The 23,386-nt window shown below is 75.2% G+C and carries 22 protein-coding genes and 1 pseudogene; 6 read left to right on the forward strand and 17 right to left on the reverse strand.

All coding sequences use genetic code 11. The annotated features are described in order from the left end of the window. Positions 1 to 84: 84 nt before the first annotated feature. Entirely contained in the window at positions 85 to 786 is a 702-nt protein-coding gene (locus tag IFT90_RS01235; RefSeq protein WP_192040658.1) for an alpha/beta hydrolase, read from the reverse strand. Between the two features lie 100 nt (positions 787 to 886). On the opposite strand from IFT90_RS01235, the gene IFT90_RS01240 reads away from it, so the two are divergent. Further along, positions 887 to 1,444 carry an NUDIX hydrolase family protein gene (locus IFT90_RS01240; RefSeq protein ID WP_146902586.1) on the forward strand — a complete coding sequence of 186 codons (558 nt, stop codon included), beginning with the start codon at positions 887 to 889 and terminating at the stop codon, positions 1,442 to 1,444. 147 nt (positions 1,445 to 1,591) lie between these two features. Beyond that, positions 1,592 to 2,506 carry a hypothetical protein gene (locus IFT90_RS01245; RefSeq protein WP_192040659.1) on the forward strand — a complete coding sequence of 305 codons (915 nt, stop codon included), beginning with the start codon at positions 1,592 to 1,594 and terminating at the stop codon, positions 2,504 to 2,506. Positions 2,507 to 2,762: 256 nt separating this feature from the next. On the opposite strand, the gene IFT90_RS01250 is transcribed toward IFT90_RS01245, so the two are convergent. From IFT90_RS01250 to IFT90_RS01260, 3 genes are all read right to left on the reverse strand, one after another. After that, positions 2,763 to 4,631, reverse strand: coding sequence for a DEAD/DEAH box helicase (locus tag IFT90_RS01250; RefSeq protein WP_192040660.1), 1,869 nt, complete (start codon positions 4,629 to 4,631; stop codon positions 2,763 to 2,765). Between the two features lie 411 nt (positions 4,632 to 5,042). After that, a complete protein-coding gene (locus IFT90_RS01255) occupies positions 5,043 to 5,447 on the reverse strand; it encodes a hypothetical protein (protein WP_192040661.1) in 405 nt (134 codons plus the stop codon). Between the two features lie 56 nt (positions 5,448 to 5,503). Further along, positions 5,504 to 6,130 carry a DUF1684 domain-containing protein gene (locus IFT90_RS01260; protein ID WP_146903578.1) on the reverse strand — a complete coding sequence of 209 codons (627 nt, stop codon included), beginning with the start codon at positions 6,128 to 6,130 and terminating at the stop codon, positions 5,504 to 5,506. A gap of 172 nt (positions 6,131 to 6,302) precedes the next feature. Here IFT90_RS01260 and IFT90_RS01265 point away from each other — a divergent pair, with 172 nt between their 5' ends. Further along, positions 6,303 to 6,629, forward strand: a complete 327-nt coding sequence (locus tag IFT90_RS01265; protein WP_192040663.1) for a DUF4333 domain-containing protein — start codon at positions 6,303 to 6,305, stop codon at positions 6,627 to 6,629. A gap of 41 nt (positions 6,630 to 6,670) precedes the next feature. Here the strand turns inward: IFT90_RS01265 and IFT90_RS01270 are convergent, their stop codons facing one another. Then, entirely contained in the window at positions 6,671 to 7,162 is a 492-nt protein-coding gene (locus tag IFT90_RS01270; RefSeq protein WP_192040664.1) for a hypothetical protein, read from the reverse strand. A gap of 243 nt (positions 7,163 to 7,405) precedes the next feature. Between IFT90_RS01270 and IFT90_RS01275 the strand changes: the two genes are divergently transcribed. Then, positions 7,406 to 8,110, forward strand: coding sequence for a hypothetical protein (locus tag IFT90_RS01275; RefSeq protein ID WP_192040665.1), 705 nt, complete (start codon positions 7,406 to 7,408; stop codon positions 8,108 to 8,110). A gap of 51 nt (positions 8,111 to 8,161) precedes the next feature. Next, a complete protein-coding gene (locus IFT90_RS01280; protein WP_123547613.1) occupies positions 8,162 to 8,467 on the forward strand; it encodes a DUF427 domain-containing protein in 306 nt (101 codons plus the stop codon). Between the two features lie 195 nt (positions 8,468 to 8,662). Here IFT90_RS01280 and IFT90_RS01285 read toward each other — a convergent pair whose 3' ends face one another. From IFT90_RS01285 to IFT90_RS17465, 12 genes and pseudogenes are all read right to left on the reverse strand, one after another. Next, a complete protein-coding gene (locus IFT90_RS01285; RefSeq protein WP_192040666.1) occupies positions 8,663 to 9,307 on the reverse strand; it encodes a CGNR zinc finger domain-containing protein in 645 nt (214 codons plus the stop codon). A 267-nt stretch (positions 9,308 to 9,574) separates the two neighbouring features. Beyond that, positions 9,575 to 9,949: pseudogene (locus IFT90_RS16760) on the reverse strand (SprT-like domain-containing protein); the annotation flags it as partial. A 72-nt stretch (positions 9,950 to 10,021) separates the two neighbouring features. After that, the gene (locus IFT90_RS01295) at positions 10,022 to 11,266 is read right to left on the reverse strand and encodes a tetratricopeptide repeat protein (protein WP_192040668.1); all 1,245 of its coding nucleotides are present in this window, start codon (positions 11,264 to 11,266) and stop codon (positions 10,022 to 10,024) included. A 239-nt stretch (positions 11,267 to 11,505) separates the two neighbouring features. After that, positions 11,506 to 12,744, reverse strand: a complete 1,239-nt coding sequence (locus tag IFT90_RS01300; RefSeq protein ID WP_192040669.1) for a sorbosone dehydrogenase family protein — start codon at positions 12,742 to 12,744, stop codon at positions 11,506 to 11,508. Between the two features lie 119 nt (positions 12,745 to 12,863). After that, on the reverse strand, positions 12,864 to 13,256 hold the full coding sequence (gene fliW, locus IFT90_RS01305; RefSeq protein WP_133738192.1) for a flagellar assembly protein FliW: 393 nt from the start codon (positions 13,254 to 13,256) through the stop codon (positions 12,864 to 12,866). Beyond that, positions 13,253 to 14,122, reverse strand: a complete 870-nt coding sequence (locus tag IFT90_RS01310; RefSeq protein ID WP_370544925.1) for a flagellin — start codon at positions 14,120 to 14,122, stop codon at positions 13,253 to 13,255. The genes fliW and IFT90_RS01310 overlap by 4 nt, the downstream gene beginning before the upstream one ends. A 17-nt stretch (positions 14,123 to 14,139) precedes the next feature. Beyond that, positions 14,140 to 15,555 (reverse strand): flagellar hook-associated protein FlgK, encoded by a 1,416-nt coding sequence (gene flgK / locus IFT90_RS01315; RefSeq protein ID WP_192041373.1) that lies wholly within the window; start codon positions 15,553 to 15,555, stop codon positions 14,140 to 14,142. Next, positions 15,555 to 16,097, reverse strand: a complete 543-nt coding sequence (locus IFT90_RS01320) for a flagellar protein FlgN (protein WP_123547621.1) — start codon at positions 16,095 to 16,097, stop codon at positions 15,555 to 15,557. Before IFT90_RS01320 ends, flgK begins: the two co-directional genes overlap by 1 nt. Positions 16,098 to 16,214: 117 nt before the next feature. Beyond that, positions 16,215 to 17,393: a sensor histidine kinase gene (locus IFT90_RS01325; RefSeq protein ID WP_371812041.1), complete on the reverse strand. Its 1,179-nt coding sequence runs from the start codon at positions 17,391 to 17,393 to the stop codon at positions 16,215 to 16,217. Further along, complete coding sequence (locus tag IFT90_RS01330) at positions 17,390 to 18,040, reverse strand: response regulator (protein WP_371741027.1); 651 nt, start codon at positions 18,038 to 18,040, stop codon at positions 17,390 to 17,392. The genes IFT90_RS01325 and IFT90_RS01330 overlap by 4 nt, the downstream gene beginning before the upstream one ends. A gap of 104 nt (positions 18,041 to 18,144) precedes the next feature. After that, on the reverse strand, positions 18,145 to 19,569 hold the full coding sequence (locus IFT90_RS01335; RefSeq protein ID WP_192040671.1) for an esterase family protein: 1,425 nt from the start codon (positions 19,567 to 19,569) through the stop codon (positions 18,145 to 18,147). Then, positions 19,566 to 21,737, reverse strand: coding sequence for a bifunctional lysylphosphatidylglycerol flippase/synthetase MprF (locus IFT90_RS17465; RefSeq protein ID WP_371812042.1), 2,172 nt, complete (start codon positions 21,735 to 21,737; stop codon positions 19,566 to 19,568). Before IFT90_RS17465 ends, IFT90_RS01335 begins: the two co-directional genes overlap by 4 nt. Before the next feature lie 320 nt (positions 21,738 to 22,057). Here IFT90_RS17465 and IFT90_RS01345 point away from each other — a divergent pair, with 320 nt between their 5' ends. Continuing rightward, the gene (locus IFT90_RS01345) at positions 22,058 to 23,380 is read left to right on the forward strand and encodes an esterase family protein (protein WP_192040673.1); all 1,323 of its coding nucleotides are present in this window, start codon (positions 22,058 to 22,060) and stop codon (positions 23,378 to 23,380) included. Positions 23,381 to 23,386: the final 6 nt, after the last annotated feature.

Genomic DNA, 23,386 nt, shown 5'->3' on the forward strand with positions numbered 1-23,386 from the left:
CGGGCGGTCTGCCGGGGCGGGGCGCGCCTCCTCGGCGGTCGACGCTCGGCAGGCCGGGCTCGGCCTCTGGGGCCGGGCTGCGCCTCAGGCTACGGGCGCCTCGCCCGCGCCGTCGAGCACCGCGGGAGCCGTGACCCGCGACATGAACGCGACGAGGTCGGCGAGCTCCTCCTGCGAGACGCCGTGCGCGAGGCCCGGGTAGACGGTCTGCTCGGCGTCGGCGTGCGCCTCGAGCCAGGCGGAGGTGCGCTCGACCGCGGCGACCGGGATGATCGAGTCGACGTCGCCCCGACCGTAGAAGACGGGCGGTCGGACCTCGGCGAGGGCCTCGTCACGGGCAGCGGACGCGGCCGCGGTGTCGGGGTCGGCGTCGGAGGCGGTCGGCACGACGAAGCCCGCCAGCACCGCGGCGAACTCGAAGCGGCGAGGAGCGTGGCGCAGCAGCTGCAGCGACAGCGAGCCGCCCTGCGAGAAGCCGAGCAGGCTGACCGAGGGGTGCGCGTCGCCGAGCGAGTCGAGCCAGGCGAGCACCGCCTCCGCGGCGTCGTCCACGGCGCCCGCCGACGGTGCGCCCGGCGTGCTGAGCGGGTACCAGGAGAAGCCGTCGCCGTGCGGCATCGGGGCGCGCAGCGACGCGAGCACGACGTTCTGCGGCAGGTAGGGGGCGAGCCCGATCAGGTCGCCCTCGTGCGACCCGACGCCGTGCAGCAGCACGACGAGCGGCCGCCCGGCCCGGTCGGGCTCCTCGACGGACCAGCGGACGAGGGCGGGATCGATCGTGACCATGCCTCGACCCTGCCAGACGGGCTGGCGGGACGCGCGCCTCCTCGGGGCTCGGAGAGCGTTTCGTCACCCGACCGTGACGAAGGCCTAGTAGACAGGGGCCATGAGCTCCGTGCAGACCCCCGACCCCACGCCCGGCGACCCCAACCCGGGCTGGCTGTCCGAGGAGGAGCTGTACACGATCCGGCAGCGCATGCCGATCCTCTACGTCGAGGCGGTGCCGGTGCGGACCGACGGCATGGGCGTCGTGACCGAGGTCGGGGTGCTGCTGCGCGCCTCCGAGGAGGGGTCGATCTCGCGGATGCTCGTCTCGGGGCGCGTGATGTACGGCGAGAGCCTGCGGACGGCGCTGTTCCGCCACCTCGAGAAGGACCTCGGGCCGATGGCGTTCCCGCAGCTGCCGCCGTCGCCGGTGCCCTTCCAGGTCGCCGAGTACTTCCCGCTGCCGGGCTCGTCGGTCTACACGGACGCCCGCCAGCACGCCGTGTCGCTCGCGTACGTCGTGCCCGTCACCGGCACCTGCGACCCCCGCCAGGACGCGCTCGAGCTCACCTGGCTGACGCCGCACCAGGCCGCGTCGGACGACGTCGCCGGCGAGATGGAGGGCGGGCGCGGAGCGCTGCTGCGGAGCGCGCTCGCCTCGGTCGGCGCGCTGCACTAGCGCGCTGCGCTGCCGGCGGCATCGCTGCACCCCTGAACCAGCGCTGCACCCCTGGAACCGAGGGTGCGGCGGGCGACTTGTCCACAGCCGAGGAGGCGCGGGTCGCGCCCCGAGGACCGCCTGCGACATGCTCATCTCGTGCGTGAGATGTCAGGACTGCTCATCCTCCGGCAGGAGGTCGTGGCCGACGGGGGCGACAGCTCGACCCTCGAGCGCGACGCCCGGCGCGGGCGCCTCGTCCGCCTGACCGCAGGGGCGTACGTCCGCGCCGACGAGTGGGCCGCCCTGACCCGCGCAGAGCGGCACGCGGCCCGCGTGCACGCGGTCGTGCCGCGGCTCGGGCCGGACACGTTCGTGTCGCACGAGTCGGCCCTGGCGCTGCAGGGCTTCCCGCTGCTGGGCGAGTGGCCGACGCGGGTGCACGTCGTGTCCCGGGGACGCCCGCGCACCAAGGTCAGCTCGACCGTGCACCGACATGCCGTGGCCCTGCGGGACGACGAGACCTGCGTGGTCCAGGGGCTGCCGGCGGTGCTGGCGCGACGGGCAGCGGTCGACGTCGTCCGCCGACGGGACCTCCGTAGCGGGGTCGTCGTGCTCGACCACGGTCTCGCCGTCGGCGCGTTCTCCCGAGAAGACCTCGAGGGGGTCCTCGCCGAGCACGGTCGTGCGCAGGGCAGCCGGCGGGCCGCCGCCTCCGTGGCCTTCGCCGACGGGCGAGCCGAGTCGCCCGGGGAGTCGATCAGCCGCGCCGCGATGCACTCCGCGGGGTTGACGCGACCCGAGCTGCAGGCCCGTCTGCCGGCCGAGGGGTCGCTCGTGGGGTTCGTCGACTTCTGGTGGCCGTGCTGCGGGGTGATCGGCGAGTTCGACGGAGAGGTGAAGTACGGGGACGCCGCGATGCGCGCAGGGCGCACCGCCGAGCAGGTCGTCGTCGACGAGAAGCTGCGGGAGGACGCCCTGCGTGCACTGCCCGGCGTCCGCACCGTCGTGCGCTGGGGCTGGGCGGAGGCGCTCGCGGTCGAGCCGCTCCTCCGGAAGCTCGCCCGCGCGGGCGTCTGCTGAGGCGGTACCGCCCGAGCGCGTGGTCCCCGCCGGGCGGTGCACCCCCTGTCCGGCACTGCACCAGCGGTTCTGCAGGTGTTGTGCGGGTTCGGGGGTGCAGCGCGCGGCGCTGCACCCCCTGCGGGTCCGGAAGTGCAGTTCTCGCGGGCGGGCGCGCGGGCGCGGGCGCGCGGGAGCGCAGCGCGGGCGCAGCGCGACGCCCCCGGGCGGCGCGGTGGCGCCGCCCGGGGGCGTGGGTGCAGGTGGTGCGTGGGGCCTAACGGCCGCCGCGCTGGCCGCCGCCGCTGCGGGGCTTGCCGCCGACGAGTCCGCCGACCTTGAGGCCGCCGGGGCGACCGCCGTCCGAGGAGGCGCGACGCGAGCCGCCGCCGGAGCGACCGCCCTGCGAACGCTCGCCCTGCGACGCCGCGAAGTCGGCCTGGTCGTTGCGCACGGCGTTCGTGCGGCTCTGGCCGCCGTCGCTCTGGGCGCGGCGTCCGGGCTGGCGGGTGCCGCGAGCCTCGGCGTCGCGGGCAGCGCCGTCGCGGGCGCCGCCGTCACGAGCGCCGCCGTCGCGCACCGGCGACACCGCGCCGCGGCCCGACTCGGTCGAGTAGAACGTCGAGGCGCCGCCGCGGGGAGCAGCGTCGCGCGAGCGACCGCCGTCACGACCGCCACGGGGTGCCCCGTCACGACCGCCCGAGCGGGCGGGCCCGCCGTCGCGACCCGCGCCTCCTGCACGCCCGCCGCCCGCAGCGGGACGACCCGAGCGGTCGGCACGAGCGATCGGGGCGCCGGTGCTGTCCTGGCGAGCGGCGCGCTTGCGCTGGGCGTTGGCGCCCTGCGAGCGACCTCCGCCGCCTCCGCCGTTGCCGCCCTGCTGCTGCTGGACGGCCGACTTCGGCAGGGGCTTCACGTACGCGGCGACCTCGCCGACGAGCGCCGCGACCTCGGGGGAGGAGGTCGTGACGGCCGTGGTGGTCGGCTTGATGTCGGCCTTCTTCATCAGCTGCGCGACGTCGCGCTTCTGGCTGGGGATGACGAGGGTGACGACGTCGCCCTCGGCCCCGGCACGGGCGGTGCGGCCCGAGCGGTGCAGGTACGCCTTGTGCTCGGTGGGCGGGTCGACGTGGATCACGAGCTCGATGTCGTCGACGTGCACGCCGCGGGCGGCGACGTCGGTGGCGACGAGCACGCGAGCCGAGCCGTCCTGGAACGCGGCGAGGTTGCGGTCGCGCTGCGGCTGCGACAGGTTGCCGTGCAGGTCGACCGAGGGGATGCCGGCCTCGGTCAGCTTCTTGGCGAGCTTCTTGGCGTGGTGCTTGGTGCGCATGAAGAGGATGCGGCGGCCCTTGCCCGAGGCGAGCTTCTGCACGAGGGCGTTCTTGCTGTCGAGGTCGGGCGTCTCGAAGACGTGGTGGGTCATCGCGGCGACGGGCGAGTTGGCCTCGTCGACCGAGTGCAGCACCTCGTTGTGGAGGAACTGCTTGACCAGCTTGTCCACGCCGTTGTCGAGGGTCGCGCTGAAGAGCAGGCGCTGGCCGTCGTTCGGGGTGGCCTTCATGATGCGGGTGACGCCGGGCAGGAAGCCCAGGTCGGCCATGTGGTCGGCCTCGTCGAGCACGGTGATCTCGACGGCGTCGAGCTTGATGAAGCCCTGCTTCATCAGGTCCTCGAGGCGACCGGGGCAGGCGATGACGATGTCGACGCCCGACTTGAGGGCCTGGACCTGGCGGTTCTGCGAGACGCCGCCGAAGATCGTGGTGGTGTTCATGCCGTACGCGGCCGCCATCGGCGCCAGGACGGCGTCGATCTGCGTGGCGAGCTCCCGGGTCGGGGCGAGCACGAGGCCGAGCGGGCGGCCGGGGCGGCGCTTGCCGCCGGCGAGCTTGCCGCCGAGGCGGGCGGCCATCGGGATGGAGAAGGCGAGGGTCTTGCCCGAGCCGGTCTTGCCGCGGCCGAGGACGTCGCGTCCGCCGAGGGTGTCGGGGAGCGTGTCGACCTGGATCGGGAACGCGTTCTCCTTGCCGTCCTTCGCGAGGGCGGAGACGATCGGGGCGGGGACCCCGAGGGAGGCGAACGAGACGGCGGGCGCGTCGGTCGCGTCGGCGGCCGGGACGACGGGGGAGTCGGTGGTGAGTGACATGCGTGCCTTTCAGGGGCAGGTGTCGAGCCGGGCCGAGGCTGCGGGCCACGCGTCTCGGTCGCCCCGACGCGTGGTCGTGGGGTTCCGGAGAACGGCGGTGCAGAGCCGGTGAGCGGCTGTCGTAGCCGGGCTCGAGGTGTGGCGACGGTGCAGGTGTGCACGATCGTTTCGCCGCAGAGTGAGCTTCGCGCGCCTGCTGGGTGCCTGGGTGTGTGCCAGGGCGAGAGGCGAGGAGGGGCGTGCTACGACGCAGGGAGCCGGTCGGGCCGACTCGCAAGTGACCCCAGCTTAGCGGCACTCGTCGCAGAACGCGAGGAGGTGCGGTGCGGGCACGCGAGGAGGTGCGGCGCGGGCACGCGAGGAGGCGCGGGCCGCGCAGGCAGGGCGCGCACGCCGGGCGGGCGCGGAGGCCTAGGAGAAGAGGCTGCGGATGGCCTTGCCGAGGGCCGTCCTCCGACGGTGCCAGCCGTGTGCGGCGAGGGTCCGTTTGACGGGACCGACCACCTTCGCCGAGTTGAACGTGTACGAGCCGGACGCCGTCCCGACGCTGCGCTCGGTGTTGATCTCCGACCGCTTGTACTCATGGGTCTCAGGCAGCAGCGTGATGCGCAGCCGGTAGCTGGAGCGGCTGTTGCCGAACATGCCCCGGGCGTCCTGGTACACCCAGGTGGCGACGATCCTGTCGCCCTCGACGGCGACCGTGAACGGGTTCGCGGGGTCGCGGCCGAGCACGAGCAGCGCCTCCGTCACGACCTCGGGCGACGAGGGTGCCGGCGGCGCGGAGGAGGAGCCGTCGGGCGGCGTCGTCGCGGTCATGGGGCCACGCTAGCGGACAGGTCGTCCTGCCCCTGCCGCACCGTCCGTGCCGGGGCTCAGTGCGCCCCCGAGTACCGCTCGCCGACGGGGATCTCGACGGCCACGCGGTTGCCGGGCTGCGCGAGCGGGCAGGCCCACGCGGGGTCGTAGGCGCAGCTCGGGTTGTAGGCGAAGTTGAAGTCGAGCACGATCGTGCCCGGCTCCGAGCCCGGCCCGAGGTCGGCGCCCTTGACGGAGTCGATCAGGTACCGACCACCTCCGTACGTGCCGCCCGGCTTGCCGGCGAGCGCGTCCCCGACCGGGACGAACAGGCCGCCCCCGTACGAGCGCAGCCGCCAGACGTCGAGCGAGCCGACGCCCGGCACCTCGACCCGGCCGACCCGGTCGAAGGGCACGTCGCCGTCGGTGCCCGTCTCGACGACCATGCGGTGCGGCTCCGCGGGCAGGATCGGCACCTCGAAGCGCCAGGCGGCGTCGTACGGCTTCGTCGGCAGGCCCGTGAAGTGCGGCCTGTCCTCGGGGAGCAGCGGCGTGACCGGGTTCGTCGTGAAGAGCTCGTCGCGGGTGCGCCGCCACAGGTCGTGCGCCGCCTCGAGGTCGGTCGCCTCGCGCACCTGCCGGTACAGCCCGTGGATCGTCCGGCGCCACGCGGCCAGCGCGAGGCCCGAGTCGGTGTCGGGCACGAGCGGCGCAGCCGCGCCGGCGTCGCCTGCGGCGGTGGAGGACGGGGAGGTGGGGGACGAGGAGGCGGGGGTCGGGTCGGTCACGCGGGCGACGGTAGTCCGGGCGCACTGTGTCGGTGCCAGACTCGACGACGGGGAGCGAGGGGCGTTCCCCGGAACGAGGGGGAACACCATGCGAGCACTGCACACCGCTGGCAGCGTCGTCACGATCGCCGTGCTGGCCGCCGGCCTCGCCGGCTGCACCGTCGAGGCGAACCGGACCGTGTCGGCCGACAAGTTCGCCACGACCGTGGCGGACGGCCTGGAGGAGTCCGTCGGCACCCGGCCCGACGTCGACTGCGGCGACGAGGCGATCGACGTGGTGGACGGTGGGGAGGTCCACTGCGACGTGAACACGCCGGGCTACGACGTCGTCTACGACTCGCTCGTGACCATCAGCACCGACGGCGGCGAGGACTACCACGTGGACGTCGCCGTCGACGAGCAGCCGAAGGAGTAGGAGCAGGAGGGGCCGGGCGCGTCACGCCCCGGCCCTCGCGGTCAGCCTGCGTGCCGCGGGTGCGCCTCGGGTGCGCGCCAGCCCGGCGCGAGGGCGCGCATCCGGAGCGCGCGCCACTGCCAGACGAGCCAGAGCCCGGGCCAGAGCGCGATGCCGATCGGCCCGGCGTGGAAGACCAGGCGGTCGCGCAGCAGGGTCTCGTCTGGGCCCAGCGGTGAGACGGCCATGCGGTGGTCGATGCGCATCCGCGAGAACTGGCCGGCGGTGCCCTTCCCGGTGTCGCGCTGGATCCAGGCGCCGTCACGGTCGTGCCAGTCGAGGTCGACGTGCGTGTCGCCGAGGGGCAGCAGGCCCAGGATGTGTGCGGTCACGGGGTGCGCCTCCTCGGTCCAGCGGTCGGGGAAGCCCCCGGGCGCGAGCGAGCGGTAGCGCACCAGCGGCTTGGTCACGGCGACCATGACGGCGGGGTCGCGCAGGGCGTCGGCCGCGGCGTCGACGGGACAGGCGAGTCGGATCTTGAGCTGCACGTGCATGCGGACGAGTCTGCTCCCGTGGGCTGGGCGGCGGGCGCGGCGGGCCTGCTCGGCTCTCCTCTCCTCATCCAGGAACTTCGCTCCTGAGTCGCGCACCGGGGTGACTCGCTGTCCTGAGTCGTGCACGGTCCAGGAGGTGCGGGTCGCGATCTCCTGAACAGTGAGAGGCCCGAGGCGAGGACGCGGCGCGTAACGCGGCGCAACCCGCTGAGCCGAGGAGGCGCCCCGACCTACCCTGAGGAGGTGACAGCTCCGCAGACGACCCCGCAGCAGACGGCCTCGCACCAGCAGGAACCGCAGCAGCAGAAGCCGCACCAGTCCAAGTACCAGGTCCGCCTCGACCAGGGCGTCGCCGGTGCGGCCCGCGTCGCGTCCGGGGCGCACGTCGTGGTCGTGGTCGACGTCCTCGACGGGCACGGCCTGCTCTCGACGGTCGACGTGCTCGACGCGGTCGCCGCCGTCTCGGACGCCGAGGCGCTCGTGCTGCACGCGACCGCCGCCTCCTCGGCCGACGTCGCCCGCCGGGTCCTCGCGCGCCAGACCGAGCGGGGCGACCGCGCGGTCGTGGCCGTGGTCGCCGCGGGAGCGCTCGACGACGACGGGTTCCGGTCCGCCGTCGAGGACGTCCTCGCCGCGGGGGCCGTGGTCGACGCGCTCGCCGCCTCCGGCATCGACTTCTCGTCGCCCGAGGCCGCCGTCGCGTGCGCCGCCGCCGTCTCGCTGCGGGGGGCGCAGTCCCACTTGCTGACCGCCTCCTCGTCCGCTGTCGAGCTCGCGGCGACCGGACGCGAGGAGGCGCTGGTCGCGGCCCGCACGCCGGCCGCGGTCGCGACGGTGCACCGCGTGCCCTTCGTGGCCGAGGCGACCGGCCGAGTCGGCGGTGCGGCCGCCGACGGCGGTGCCCCGGGCACGCACCGTTCGCACGGGGAACAGAGCGAGTCGGCGTAGCGTTCTGCTCAGCACGCGGGCCGACCGAGCCCCCGACCAGAGGAGTGGACGATGAAGGCAGTTCTGAGCGACGGCACCGTGGTGGCCGAGGCCCCGAAGGACGAGCTGATCTCGATCGAGGGCAACTGGTACTTCCCGCCCGCGAGCGTCAACGACGAGCTCTTCGAGAAGAGCCCCACCCAGTACCACTGCCCGTGGAAGGGCGACACCCAGTACTTCAGCGTGAAGGACGGCGAGACGCTCCTGCAGGACCGCGCGTGGAGCTACCCGACGCCGATCCCCGCGTCGTTCGACCGCGTCGGCAAGGACTACACCGGCTACGTCGCGTTCTGGAAGGACGTGCAGGTCGTCGAGTAGGCGCACCTGTCGCCTCACACCCCCGAACGAGCAGCACACCCCCGAATCCGAGGGTGTGCTGCTCGTTCGGGGGTGTGGTGTGGGGGCGTGCGGGCTGCAGGCTCACCCGGGGGTTCGGCGTGACGCTGGCGCGTCACCGCTGAGCCGACCCGGGTTCGCAGGCTCACCCGGCGCGTTCGGCGTGACGCTGGCGCGTCACCGCTGAGCCGAACGCGCCCTGTGCGCACGGACCTTCGCCCGGTTGCCGCAGCGCTGCATCGAGCACCAGCGGCGGCTGCGGGCCCGCGACTCGTCACGGTAGACGAGACCGCACAGCGGGTTGGCACAGCGCCGGAGGCGTGACTCGTCCCCGCCGCCGAACCCCACCTCGTCGAAGAGCCGCACCCCGTCGCGGGCGACCGAGGCGAGCGCCTGACCCAGCCGCAGCCGCCCCGCACCGGCCTGACGGCGTCCCCCGGCGAGTGCGGGAGGCACGTCCGGCGTCGCGGCGAACAGGTTGAGCATGTCGACGTCGCCGGGGTCGGGCGAGGCCCCGTCGACCGCGGCGACGGCCAGCCGGGCGATCGCGTCGCGGAGGCCGCGGGCGTCCGCGAGCTCGCGGTCGGAGGCTCCGCCGCCGATGCCGGGGAACCGCTCGGCGAGCCAGTCGTCGAGGTCGGCGGGCAGCAGGAGGCCGTCCCAGGGCGACGAGCCGTCGATCGGCTGCGCGAGACCCGACTCGGGGCCGAGGCGCGAGCCGGCGCGGAACCCGCCGAGGTACGCGAAGTCGAGCGCGAGCGCCCCGGAGTCGAAGAACCAGCGCGTGCCGGTGTCGGAGCGCAGCCACTGCCCAGTCGTCATCTGACCACCCTAGCTGGTTATGCAGCGGGGCCCGCGCCTCCTCTGCTCTGCGGCTCCGCACATGCCGACCGCGGACGTGCGACACGCCACGTGTGGAGGCGAATCCCGGGCGTGTCGAGGGCCTGCGGTCGGCATTTGCGGGCATGGCGGCAGCGGCAGCGGCAGCGGCAGCAAAGCGAGAGAGATCTGGCGGATGACTCCCCGCGGGTCTGAGTCCCGGGTCGCCGACGGGTGGATCCCTCTCAAATGTGAGAGGGATCCGCCCTTCGGCTCCCGGTAGCGGAAGTGCTCGTGTCCGGCGGCGCAGACGCCGACCCACGGGGCCAGCTCGGAGGCGATGGCCCCGTCGTGCAGCCGGCCGCCGACGTAGCCGAGCTCGGTCGCGACGCTCTTCCAGCGCGGACCGTGGCCCGCCCGCGACCCGGCGACGGCGTGCGCGACCTCGTGCAGCAGCACCTGGTGGATCTCGTCGTCCTCGTACCTGCCCGCGAGGTGCCGGGAGACGGTGATCCGCTTCTTGCCGTAGTCGCAGAGCCCCGCACGGGTCTTGGCCGCGTCGAAGCCGAAGCTCCACACGGCAGGGTCGAGGTGCAGGGCGATCAGGGCGTCGGCCCAGCGCCGCACCCGGTCGAGGTCGGCCACGGTCAGCGCCTCCCGAGGGAGGGCACGGCCCGGGGCGTCACGAGGAGGTGCGGTGCAGCATCGACGCGCAGGTCAGCGCGCCGGGAACGGCCAGGTGGTCGGCTCGTCGTCGCGCGGCAGTCCGTCGACGACCCCGGTGACGCCGGTGGCGCCGCGGCGGGGCTCGCCGTCGTCGTCCACCGCGGGTGCGTCGACGACCACGGCACGCTCGCCGTCGCGGTCGCGGTGCCCGGCGGCGTTCGCCGCGAGGCTGGAGATCTTGCCCCAGAGGCTGGTGTCGGCGCGGGTCGACGGCTTGTCGAGCACGGGCTCCGACGGGGCGGCAGGCGCCGAGGAGGCGGCGGGCGCGTCACCGGGATCGATCCGCATCGCGGCGGCGAGGGCAGGCTCGATCGGCGCAGGGGCCTGCAGGGCAGGGGCCTCCGAGGCCGACGTGGCAGTCGCGCCGGACTCGGGCGTCGCGGGTGAAGTCGGGGCGGGCGCGGCGGAGGCGGGAGCAGGGACGTCCGCGTGCTCCGGGGACTGCTGCGCGCCTCCTTCGCCCTGGTCGCCGTGCCCGACGGCAGCGGACGTGGGCGACCCGTCCCCGACGCGGGGCAGGCCCGAGGGGTTCGTGTCGCCTTCCTCCGGCGGGGAGGCGACGGCCGCGTGGGCGCCCGCCGCGGCCCGGCCGATCGGCGTGATCGAGCCGGTCTCGCGGGCGTGCGCGGGGCCCTCGTGCGCGGCCCGCATCAGCCCCTCGATAACGGTGCGGAGCGCGTCGAGCCGGTCGCGGGCGGCACCGGCCTGCTCGTAGGCCGTCAGCGCGGCGGTGAGGACCTCGTCGCTCTCGTCGTACCGGCCCAGGTCGAAGAGCGTGTAGCCCTCGAGCTCGGCGGCGGTGGCCTCGAGCACGCGCCATTCCTCGGTGGAGGCGGTGATGCGGCTGGTGTGCAGGTCGCCGAGCGCGCGCTCGAGCTTGCCCTGCTCGCGCAGGACGTGCGCACGACGGATGCGCGCCGCCGTGGAGTCGGCTCGGTCGCCGGTGAAGTGGGCGAGGCGGAACGCCTCCTCGGCGATGGCCAGGGCCTCGTCCAGGCGGCCGAGGGTGCGCAGCAGGTCGGCGCGCTCGCCCAGGGCGGAGGTGCTGCGGCTCTGGCCGAGGGCCGTGAGGCGGGCCTCCGCGGTCCGCACGTCGACGGCGGCGCGGAGGCTGATCGGCTCGACGCCGGGCACGGGGCGGGAGGTGCGGCCCGAGGGCGCGTCGGAGCCCGGCGGCACGCTGCGGGGGCGGGTGCTGCCGGTCGCGGATCCGGGGTTCGAGTCGTGCTGGCTCATCGAGTACGAGGGTAACCGCAGGGTGCTCGTTCGGGTCGTCCGGCGCGCGCTCGGCACGGGTCCTCTCGGTTTCGATGTCGGGCCTCTCAAAAATTGAGAGTGATCCGCCGCATCGTGGCCGAGCGAGTTGGGCTGCCAGTGACGGCCGAGCAGGATCTGTCTCGCTTCGCGGCTGCGGCTGCGGATGACCGACCAGCCCGCAGGAGGCGCGGGTCGGCCCCGCAGGACCCCCGCGGCGCTCAGTCGACCGGCTGCAGCGGCACGCTGACGATCCGGTCGTCGCCCTGCCGGGCGTCGCCGCGGCCGTCGGTGTTGTTCGTCAGCAACCAGAGCGTGCCGTCCGGCCCCGGCAGCACGTCGCGGATCCGCCCGAGCGACTCGTCGCCCGAGAACCGCTCGGTCGAGGTCGCCTCGCCGCCCTCGGGCACCTGGATCTCGAAGAGCGCCTCGCCGCCGAGCCCCGCGAGGAACAAGGTCGACCCGACGGCCGTGAGGCCGCTCGGGCTCGCCTGGTCGGTGCGCCACTGCAGCACCGGCTCGAGGAACCGGCCCGACGAGCCGGAGGCACCGGACGACCCGCGCCCCTCGACCTCGGGCCAGCCGTAGTTCGCGCCCGGGGCGAGGGAGTTCAGCTCGTCCCAGGTGTCCTGGCCGAACTCGGCGACCCAGCCGCCGCCCCACGCGTCCCACGCGATGCCCTGCGGGTTGCGGTGGCCGAGGCTCCAGACGGGCGACCCGGGCATCGGGTTGTCGCTCGGCACGGCGCCGGTCGGCGACATCCGCAGCACCTTGCCGCCGAGCGAGGTCTCGTCCTGCGACGCGGTGTCGTCGGAGGCGTCACCGGTGGTCGCCCAGAGCATGCCGTCGGGGCCGAAGGCGATGCGGCCGCCGTCGTGGTTGCGGGCGGCCGGGATGCCGGTGAAGACGTCCTCGACGGAGCCGAGCCCGTACGAGCCGGGCTCGCCCGTCAGGGGCGCGCGCACGATGCGGTTGTCGTCGGCGGTCGTCAGGTAGGCGTAGAGGTACGAGGGCGACCCGGCGAGCACGGCCAGCCCCAGCAGGCCCGACTCGCCCTGGTGCACGACGCCGTCGAGGGTCGCGACGTCGCGGACCGACCCGTCGCCGGTCAGCTCGACGACGCGGCCGCTGTCGCGGAGGCTGATCAGGGACGACCCGGTGTCGAGCCGCACGACCGACCAGGGGGCCTCGAGGCCGGTGGCCACGTCGGTCGGCTCGGCTCCGTCGGCGACGCGGACCGCCGTGGTGTCCGTGGTCGGCGCGACCGGACCGGGGCCCGGCGTCGTCTCGACGGGTGCGGCGGCGTCGCTCGCCGAGCGGGACGACGACGTGCCCGTGGACGCCTCGTCGCCTCCGGTGCAGCCCGCGAGCAGCAGGGCGAGGGAGGTCGTCACGGCGGCGCCGGCGACCACGACGCGGGCGCGCCGGGCGGGCCGGTGTCGGGGCCGGTCTCGTGTCATGGGGTGCGCCTCCTCGTGCCTCAATCAGACACGAGGAGGAGCGGGTCGAGCGACGGGTGCGGCGCATCGTTGCACGACCGTGACGAGTCCGTCACCCGACCGTGACGTGTGAGCGGTGCTCAGGCGCGGGCGGCGAGCTCCGCGCGGAGCGGCCAGTCCTGGCCCTCGAGGATGAGCTGCGCGGCCTGGCCGGTGCGCGTGTTGACGACGACCGGCGCGAGCAGGTTCACCGTCATGCCGCTGGCCGCGGGGGTCGCGACGACGAGCAGCAGCGCCTCCGCGGCGTCGTGCAGGTCGAGCCCGGTGGTCTGCTCGTCGGTCAGCACCGGCGAGTAGTCGGGCAGGTGCACGGCGGCGTCGAGCACGTAGAGCCGCACCTCGGACGACGTGTCCGTCGCCCGCAGCGCGAACAGGCCGGTCGCGCCCTCGACCTCGTCGAGGACGAAGTCGACCAGCGGCTCGAGCCCGAAGGGAGGCGCGACGAACGCCACGGGGGCGGTCACGGCGCTCATCGGAGGAAGTCCATCAGCGAGACCTGCAGCACCTTCGCGGTGACCTGCAGGGCGGCCTGGTACGAGTTGTTCTGCAGCTGCAGGTCGAGCACGGCCTGGCCGAGGTCGAGGTCCTCGAGCCCGGCGCGCTGTGCCTCCAGCGTGACCTTCGTGTCCATCAGGGTGTCCTCGGCTCTCAGCAGCTGGGCGTGTCGCGCGCCCATGTCGGACTGCACGCTGCGCAGGCCGGACACACGGGCGTCGACGGTGGTCAGGTGGGACGCGACGTCGCCTCCGGTGCGGAGGCTGGTCGCGATGTCGTCGATCAGGGCGAAGACGGAGGAGGCGCCGGTGCCGAACGCGGCGGAGCCGTCCGAGTCGACCGCGACGGTCGTCTCCGGCCCGATGCGGCGGGTGACGCTGGAGCCGGCGGTGCCGGTCCAGCTGTAGTCGGCGCGGAAGGCGACCCCGGCGTCCGAGGTGCCGGCGAAGACGCTGCGGCCGTTGATGCTCGTGTTGGCGACGCCCAACAGGTCGGCCTTGAGGCCCTCCAGCTCGACGGCCACCGCCTCCTTGGCGTTCGGGGACAGCGAGCCGTTGGCGCCCTGCAGCGTCAGCTCGCGCACCTTGGCCATCAGCGAGTCGGCGGCGATCAGCGCGGAGTCGGTCGTGCTCAGCCAGCCGTCGCCGTCGGCGACGTTGCGGGTGTGCTGGGCGTGGGCCGACTGCAGGCTCTTCACGCGCAGGGCCTCGGCCGTGGCGGTGGGGTCGTCGGAGGGGCGGCTCAGCTTGTCGAGGCTCGTGGCCCGCTCCTGCGCCTGCGCCAGGCGCACGGAGCCCGCCTGCAGGTGCTGCTGCGACTGCAGCGCCGTCATCTGGTTCGTCACGCGTGTCAGCATCGTCCCTACCTCCCGACCCGGCCCATGCCGTTGATCAGCGTGTCGAGCATCTCGTCGATCGCCGTCATCACGCGTGCAGCGCCCTGGTAGGCGTGCTGGTAGCTGAGCAGCGAGACGTTCTCCTCGTCGAGGCTCACGCCAGAGCCCGAGAGCTGCCGGTTCTTCGCCGACGAGGCGGCGAGGTCGGCGAGCGACGACTGGGCCATCTCGCTCTTGGCGGAGGCCCCGATGCCGGCGACGATCGACGACCAGGCGCGGTCGGGCGAGCCCGACCCGACGCCGATCTGCGCGATGCGCTGCGCGACGGAGCCGTCGAGGGCTCCCGCGCCGCCGCCCGACGCGATCGAGGAGGCGCCGGTCGGCACGACCGTGAGGCCGCGTGCCGCCGAGACGCCGGGCGCCAGGGCGAAGAACTGGCCGGCGGGCTGGCCGTCGGCGCGGACGCCGCCGGCGTGCACGGCGTTGACCTGCGTCGCGAGCTGCGTGGCGAGGGCGTCGTACGACGCGGCGGCCTCGGCGAGGGCGCCGCCCTGTCCGCCGGCCGCGGGGCCGAGCAGCGAGACGGCACCGGCGAGGCTGCCGCCGTCCATGGCCACGGCGTCGCCGGGGCGGTGCGCCCACTCGACGGTCACGCCGGTCGAGGCGCTCATCGCGAACTCGCCCTCGACGACGACGCTCCGCGCCGTGGTGCCGCTGACGAGCGCGTTGCCGCCGATCAGGACGTCGACCGTGCCGTCGCCGGCGTCGCGGACGGTGCCGCCGGCGATCGAGGCGATCTGCTCGGTGAGGCGGGCACGGGCGTCGATCAGCTCGTTGGCGCTCGTGCCGTCCTGCACGGCCGAGCGGATGCGGCCGTTGAGGTCGGCGACCTGGCGGGCGGCGTCGTTCAGCTGGACGCCGAGGGTCTGGGCGGTGCCGCGGGTGGCGCTCCACTGGTCCTCGACGGCCTGGTGGCCGGAGGCGATGCTCGCAGCGAGGGTCTTCGCCTGGCCGAGCAGCACCGAGGCGGGGCCGGTCTGGTCGGGGTGGCTGCCGACGTCGCTCCACGAGTTCCAGAAGGCGCCGAGCTGGGCGGTGATGCCCGTGCTGCGCGGCTCGCCGAGGCCCTGCTCGAGGGAGGACAGCGCTTCCGCGCGCACCGACTGGTAGCCGGCGGCGGCCGCGGCGCCGCGGACCTGGCCGTCGACGACGGCGTTGCCGAGGCGGGCGATCGCGTCGACCGCGACGCCCTGCCCGGGCACGACGCCCGCGCTGAAGCGGCCCATCCGGGCCGGGGCCTCGACCGAGCTCTGGCCGACGCGTTGGCGCGTGTAGCCCTCGGTGTTGACGTTGGCGATGTTCTGGCCGGTCACGTCGATGCCGGTGCGGGCGGCGACGAGGCCGGTGTAGGCGGTGTGCAGGCTGCCGAAGGTGCTGACCATCACAGCCGCCCGTCGAAGAGCTGGCCGCCGGAGACCTGGCTGCCGGAGGCGGCTCCCGCGCCGGCACGTCCGGCGCGCGACGCCGAGGCGCCCCCGACCGAGCCGCTGGCGTCGTAGATGCTGCCGGCGGCCGCGTCGGCCGCCGTGGCCATGGTCTCCTGCGTCGCCCGGGCGGCGGCGCGGAGGAACCGCTCGTTCTCGTCGCGCAGCTGCGCGATGCGGGCGGTGAGGTCGGTCATCGACCTCAGGTGAGCCGTGAAGATCTCTCCCCAGGGGCCTGCGGGAGCCGCGGCGATGATCTCGCGGAGGGGCGCCTCCTCGTCCGTGCCCCACTCCTGGGCGACCGACGAGACCTCGACGGCACGGGCCAGCCCGGCCTCGCGGAGGCGCTCGAGCACCTGCTCGACCTCGCGGGTCGCGTGCTCGATCCAGCGGGTGCGGCCGGCGGTGAGCAGCAGCTGCTCCTCCTCCAGCTTGAAGGTCAGCAGCTCCAGCAGCTCTCGCTCACGCCAGAGCAGCGCGGACAGTTCGTTCGCGCCCATGGGGCCTCCTCGGTCAGGGGGTCGTCGGGTGGTGCAGCGGAGCGGTGACGTCCTCTGCACGGGGGACTATCGGCGTCCCTCTCCCCGGCGTTAGGCGACGGGCGTCCCTCGCGGGCGTCAGAGCGGGAACTGCAGGGTGAGGCGGTGCGAGCCGTCGTCGCGGGTGACGCCCGAGACGGTCCCGCCGAGCAGCTCGGCGCGCTCGCCGAGGCCGGTCATGCCCAGGCGTGCGCTGGGCAGGTCGGGCAGCGGCTCGCTCGCCGGGCCGGCGTCGACGTGCAGCAGGACGGTGCCGGCCTCGACCCGGGCGCTGATCGCGACCGGGGCCCCGGTCGAGTGCTTGCGGGCGTTCGTCAGCCCCTCCTGGACGGCCCGGTAGAGCGCGCGCTGCTGGGCGCTCGTCAGGTCGTCGGGCAGGCAGAGGTCGAGGGTCGCGTCGATCCCGCTCTCGGCGACCAGCCGGGGCACGTCGACGAGCGCAGGCTGCGGGGACGCGTCCCGGTCGTCGCCCCCGGAGGCGCGCAGCACCTCCACCATCGACCGCAGCTCGTCGAGGGTGGCGACGCTGAGCCGGCGGATCGTGCGCGCGGCCCCGCGGGTCTCGTCGTCGCGGGCGACCATCTGCAGCGCGCCGGCCTGCACGGCGATGAGGCTCACCTGGTGCGAGACCACGTCGTGCATCTCCCGGGCGAGGACGGCGCGCTCGCGCTCGAGCGCGTCGTGCGCGTCGCGTTCGCGCTCGCGGGCGGAGGAGGCGCGGAGGGCGCCCAGCTGATCGGCCAGCGACCGGCGCGCCTGCAGGAACGCACCGAGCAACGCCGGGACCGCCGTGTAGAGGGCGGCGTCGACGACGTCCTCGGTGACGAAGTCCGGGAACTCCCAGGTGTCGACCGACACCAGGTGCACGAGCGCCGACAGCACCACGGCGACGACGGTCGTGCGTCGCTGCGACGGCATCGTCCCGAGCGTGAAGAGGGCCACCATCACGGGCACGAACGCGTCGGCCCACGCGAAGGCGGGCAGCGTCAGCAGCAGGCTGACCCAGGGCAGCCGACGCCGCACGAGCAGGCCCGCGCAGGCCACGGCGCCGAGCGCGACGCTGCCCGGGTCGGAGTCGACGAGCACGACGGACGAGCCCGCCCCCGCGCCGAGGGCGACGGCGACGTCGACGAGCGCCGACAGCCAGGGGCGGGCGGCGCGGGCGGTCGGACCGGCTGCCCGCCCGGCGACGTCCGTGCCCGCGCGCTCGACCCGGCTGGCGCCCTGGCCCTGGCCCGCGCCCGCGCTCTCGCTCACCTTCGGTCCACCAGCCCTGCCCGGTCGGCCACGATCGCGGCCTCCACCCGCGAGCGGACCCCGAGCGCGGCGACGACCGAGCTGACCGCCTCCTTGACGGTGCCGAGGGGGAGGCCGCACTCGACGCCGATCTCGGCGTTCGACGAGCCGCGCGCCAGGGAGCGCAGCACGGCCGTCTCGCGCGCGGAGAGCCCGGCGACCCTCGCGGTCTGCGAGTCGTCGCCGGCGTCGCGGAACAGCCGACGGTGTCGCAGGCCGGGCGCGAGGACGACGCCGCCCGAGGCGAGCGTCAGCACGTGGCGGGCGAGCTGCTCGGGATCGGTGTCCTTGAGCAGGAACCCGGACGCACCGCGGTGCAGCGCCTCCAGCACGAGGTCGTCGGTGTCGAAGGTCGTGAGCATCGCGACCACCGGGGGGACGGGCAGGTCCATCAGGGCGGCGAGCACCGTCAACCCGTCGGGCGGCGGCATGCGCACGTCGAGCAGGACGACGGCGGGCGCGTGCTCGCGGACCGCCTCGACCGCCTCGGGGCTCGGCACGGCCGCGACGACCGCGATGTCGGGGGAGGCGTCGAGCACCAGGGCGATGCCCGACCGGACGAGGCCCTCGTCGTCGACGACCACCACGGAGACGGGGCTGTCGGTCACGGTCGGGACCGCCTCTCGGTGTCGGTGCGGGTGCGGGTGCGGGTGCGGGGGTGCGGGGGTGCGGCTGCCCGGACGACACGAGGCTAGACCCGGCGCCGGCACCGTCAGCCGAGCTGCGGCACCTGGGCCGTCGCCGCCAGGCCCATGCGCGGGTAGAGATCGCCGATCCCGACGGCGAACCCGTTGGTCGCCGTCGTCCAGTCGTGGCCGCTGCCGGGCGACGTGTACCGGGTCACGGTCATGCCCGCCGCGGCCGCCGCGGCGGAGTTCGACTGCTCGAACGCCGCGAAGGTCGGGTCGTCGGCTCCCACCGCGAAGAAGGCGGCGGTGTCGTCATAGCGCCCGTGAGCGGTCATGATCGCCTGCGGCTGGGCGGCGTCGTAGGCCGCGCGGTCGCCCGCGAAGCCCGCGTCGATCGTCTCCTCGGGCGAGCCGACCGACGGGCCGAGCTCGCCCGAGACGTCGACGATCGAGCCGAACAGGTCGGGCCGCGCCGCCCCGAACTGGATCGAGCAGGTGCCGCCCTGCGAGAAGCCGCCGACCGTCCAGGCTCGGGGGCCCGAGGCCACGTGGTAGTGCGACGACACGTACTGCACGACGTCGGTCGTGACGTACGTCGCGCTGTCGCCGAGGGCGCCGTCGACGCACATCGGGTTGTGGTCGTCGGCGCTGAGCTGGTCGGGCACGACGGCGATGGGCGCGAGGCCGTGGTTCGCGGCCGCGAAGGCGTCCAGGGTCGAGACGAGGTGGCCCGCCGTCACGACCGCCTCCGGGTTCGCCGGCTGGCCGGACATCATCACGACGACGGGCAGGGCCGGGGCGTCGGCGACGAGCGCGGCGGGCGGCAGGTAGACGATGGCGTCGCGGGCCGGGAACCCCGACTGCGCGCCGGGGATGTGCACGGTGCCCCAGCGGCCCTTCGTCGGCATGTCGGCGGGGGCCTTCCAGGTCGACCAGAGGGTCGGGTCGAACGTCGTGCTCGACGACGCGGACGCCCCTGCACCCGGCACCGCCCCGAGCGCCGGAGCGGTGTCCACGCCCAGGGCTGCCGCGAGGGTCGGGTACGCCCCCGCGTCGCGGTTCACGGCGAGCGCCCCCGCGAGCAGGAACACGACCACGCCCAGCACGGCCGTCACCCTGCGCAGGGCCGAGGTGCGCCAGAGGGCGACGACGGCCACGGCGACGGCGGCGGAGGAGGCGGTGATCCAGGCCGCGTCGACCGGCGTCGGCGGAACCCCGGCCACGTCGAGGACGACCCCGGCGACCCAGGTCGTCAGCGCCCCGGCGACCGCGCCGACCAGCGCGGCGACCGTGAGGCGCCGCCACCAGCGGCGCCGGGTCGTGCGGCGGTCGCCTTCCCCGGCTGTCCCGGCCGATGCCGCCGTCCCCGCTGTCCCCGCTGTCTCGGCCGACCCGCGGGCCGGTCGCGGCGGGCGCGCCACGAGCACGAGCAGCACGGCCGCGACCGCCCAGACGCCGGCGAGCAGCCAGGAGGAGGTCAGGGGCACGTTCGCGAGCAGGTCGGTCATCGGTCCGTCTCCTTCCTGCCGCGGGCGGCGCCCAGTGCGGCGACGACCTGGCGAGCCTGCAGCCCGGGCACGTAGGCCGCCGCCAGCGCGCGGCTGATCGGCGCCAGGTCGGCGGCGCTCGGGCAGGCCAGCCAGAGGGTCTCGTGGCGCGGGTCGAACTTGGCCTTGAACCGCGCGAGCGAGCTGAAGCCGTAGGACGGCTCGAGGACCCGGCCGGTGAGGGCCATCAGGCGGGCGACGCCGCGGCTCACGAGGGTCGTGGGCAGGTCCGGACGCGCCGGGGCGAGCGGCGTGCCCGACAGGCTCAACGTCTCGAGCCCCTCCGTCCGGAACGTCTGGGCCGCCGTCGTGATGAGGAACTCGACGACGCCGGGCATCGGGTCGGCCCCGCGCCGCATGACGTCCAGGGTCCGGCCGACGAGGACGCCCCCGCGCCGGACGGGCAGCCAGCTCGTCACCCCGTGCAGTCGCCCTGCGCCGTCCACGGCGAGCAGCACACGGACGTCGGGGTCGTCGAGCTCCGCCAGCCCGCCGAGCGTGAAGCCCATCTCGGGCAGCGCCTTCGCGTCGACCCAGTCGTCGCTCAGCGACTCGACCTGCGCGCGGAGCCGGTCCGGCAGGGAGGCCCACGTGCCCCAGACGGCCTCGACGCCGTCCCTCGAGGCGCGGTTGACGGCGGTGCGCAGGTCCTGGCGCTTCTTGCCCGCGGTGGTGAACCCGGCCAGGTCGAGCACCGCCTCCTCGGCGACCGGCGTCACGTTCCAGCCGAGCTCGGCGAAGGTGCCGAGATGGCGCTCGTGGACGCTGTAGAACGCAGGCACGAGGGCCTGGGTCGAGCACCAGCGGGCGAAGCGGCGGATCGTCTCGGCCGCCTCCGTCTCGCTGCTGACGGGGTCGGAGACCGTGAGGGCGACGCCGTGGGCGGCGCGGTAGGCGACCGAGCCGTCGCAGGAGGCGCGGTGCGCGCCCGACGGGACCGCCGCCTCCTCGTCTGCCGTCGCCTCGTCGGCCGCGAACCAGTGGCTGTTGCCCGCCCAGGTGCCCATGTAGCCGAGAGAGCCGGCGTCCGAGCGGGCGAGCTGGTCGAGCACGCGCTGGCGGTCGTCGGAGGCGCCGTTCCCGGTCGCGCGGCGGCCGAACGCCTGACGACGGGTGAGCAGCACGACGATGCTCGCCGCGGGAACCAGCCAGACGAGCAGCAGGGCGACCTGCCACTCGAGCTCGCCGGAGGGCACGCCGGTCCAGGTGAACCAGTCGTCGGCGAGGGGGATGACCGTGAAGTACCAGGCGAGCAGGCCGGTCATCAGCAGCAGGGCCGCGACGGCGAGGACGAGGCCGAGGCGCCGGCCCCGCAGCAGCAGGGCCACGGCGAGGACCAGCACGCCGATGGCCGCGATCGTCGCCGCAGGGTCGAGCAGGTCGGCGATCGGGGAGAGGACGCCGACCGCGTCCCGGCCGACAGCGGCGATCGCCCAGCCGAGGGCGACCGTGCCGAGCGTCGTGGCGGCGATGGTCCTGGCGCTGCGTGCGGTCTCGTCGTGCCAGGCCGAGCGGGTCGAGAGCGGGACGAGCCGGCGCCCGAGGGCGAGGCCCGCCAGGAGCGCCGCCGCCCTGGCGAGGTCGCCGCCGTGCCCGCCGAAGAGCAGCGCGGCGAGGACGACGGCGACGAGCGCCGCACGCACCCCCTGGCGGCGTGCGGGCGCCAGCCCCCGGCTCGCGGCGGCGACGACCACGACGAGCGTGACCGTCGGCGACCAGACGCGGTCGGTCTCCGCGAACTCCGAGAACTGCTCGCCGACGGCCTCGCCGAGCCGCAGCAGGAACACGGCGGGCACGACGGCCAGCACGGAGCCGAGCACGGCGATCGCGGCTGCGCGGCGGGTGCCGAGGCGCTCCTCGGCCCAGGCGACGCCCGCGACCGTGAGCGCGACGCCGACCACGCTGCCGGCCCAGTGCGGGTGGCCGTCGGAGAGGCCGCGGACCACGACCCAGGAGGCGCCCGCCAGCAGCGCGAGGAGGGCGAGCGGGTGCCACCGTCGGAGACGTGCGGCGGCGGCACCGGCGGCTGCGGTGCCGGCGCCGATGCCGGAGCTGCTCGCCGAGCTGGCGGTCTCGACGGCAGAGCTCGACGGCGTCGCCGGGTCGGAGGTGGTCGTGTGCTCGCTCACGACGCTGAGTCTCGTCCTCGGACGTGGTGGTGACATCGCCCGGGAGGAGGGTGCGCCCCGGCCGAACGGCCGCCGCAGGGCCGGGCCCGTCCGGCCGATCGGCTGCCGTCGGCCGGCCGGTCGGCGGACGCGGTGGGCCTCGGGGGCGACGCGGCGGGGGACGGTGCCGTGGTCGACTGGCGGCACGCCCGGCGACCTCGGTCGCCGGCCGCACGCACACCCGCGGGACCCGCGCAGACCCGCGCTCGCGCACGAGGGTGCGCGCGGCATCGACGGGTGAGCGCGCGTCGTCGTGCGGTCACGAGTGGTGAGGAGCGCCGATGTCCGACCTGTGGGAGCTGTCGCTGGTCTCGACCTGGACGTTGCTCGTCGTCGACCTCGTGGCTGCCGCCCTGATGCTGACCGCCCTCCGCGGGCGGCTCCGCGATCGACGGCGCTGGGCCTGGGTCGTCGCGGCGGCCGCCGCCGGTGCCGGGATCGGTGCCGCCGCCTCCTGGTGGCTCGGCGACGTGCTCGACGTCGCGGACGTGCCGCCGACCTGGGTCGACCGCATCTGGGTGGCACTCCTCGGCGCGGCGACCGGCGCGCTCGTCGTCGCGGCGGTGCGCGGCGGGGCCGGTCGTCGGGCGCTCGCCGCCGTCGCCGTCGTGTCCGTGGTGCTCGCCGCGGGCCTGGCGGTGAACCGCGACGCCGGGCTGTTCCCGACGGTGGCGGCCCTCACGGGGCGCTCGACGGTGTCGCCGCTGCGGATCCCGGCGGGGGAGGCGGCGACCACCGGCGAGACCGCCGACGGGTCGACTCCGTGGTCGACCTGGCGTGCTCCGGCGGGGATGCCGGCCCGGGGCAGGCTCGGCAGCGTCGACCTGCCGGGGACGACGTCCGGCTTCCCCGCCAGGCCCGCGATCGTCTGGCTGCCGCCCGCCGCGCTCACCGCGGACCCGCCGGCCCTGCCGGTCGTGGTGCTGCTCTCCGGGCAGGGGCCGGGCGCCTCGCCGGAGAACCTCGTCGAGGCCGGCCAGGTGCCGTCGGCGCTCGACTCGCTCGCCGCCGCGCACTCCGGGCTGGCGCCGATCGTCGTCATGCCCGACCAGCTGGGCCGACCCACGAGCAACCCGATGTGCGTCGACGGAGCGCTCGGGAACAGCGCGACGTACCTGACGGTCGACGTGCCGCGCTGGGTCTCGTCGCACCTGCACGTGCTGCCGACCGGGGCAGGGTGGGCGATCGGCGGCTTCTCGCAGGGCGGCACCTGCTCGGTGCAGCTGGCCGCGGGCCACCGGGGGACGTTCGGGTCGCTGGTCGACGTGTCGGGGCAGCTCGGCCCCGAGCTCGACGGCGGTGTCGCGCGGACGATCCGACTGGGCTTCGGCGGCGACCGCCGCGCGTACGACGCTGCCCAGCCGGTCGCGGTGCTCGCGGCAGGGGCTCCGTACCCGGGCTCCGCGGCGTTCTTCGCGGTCGGTGCCGACGACACCCGGTACGGCCCGGCGATGCCGGTCGTCGCGACCGCCGCGCGGGCGGCCGGCATGGCGGTGGTGACGGAGCGGGTGCCGGCCAGCGCGCACGACTGGCACACGGCGTCGATCGGCCTCGCCGACGGGCTGGCCTGGTTCGAGGCGCGCTCCGGCCTCGCCGCAGGCTGAGCACAC

The organism is Frigoribacterium sp. CFBP 8766 (genome assembly GCF_014841435.1).
Taxonomy (GTDB): domain Bacteria; phylum Actinomycetota; class Actinomycetes; order Actinomycetales; family Microbacteriaceae; genus Frigoribacterium.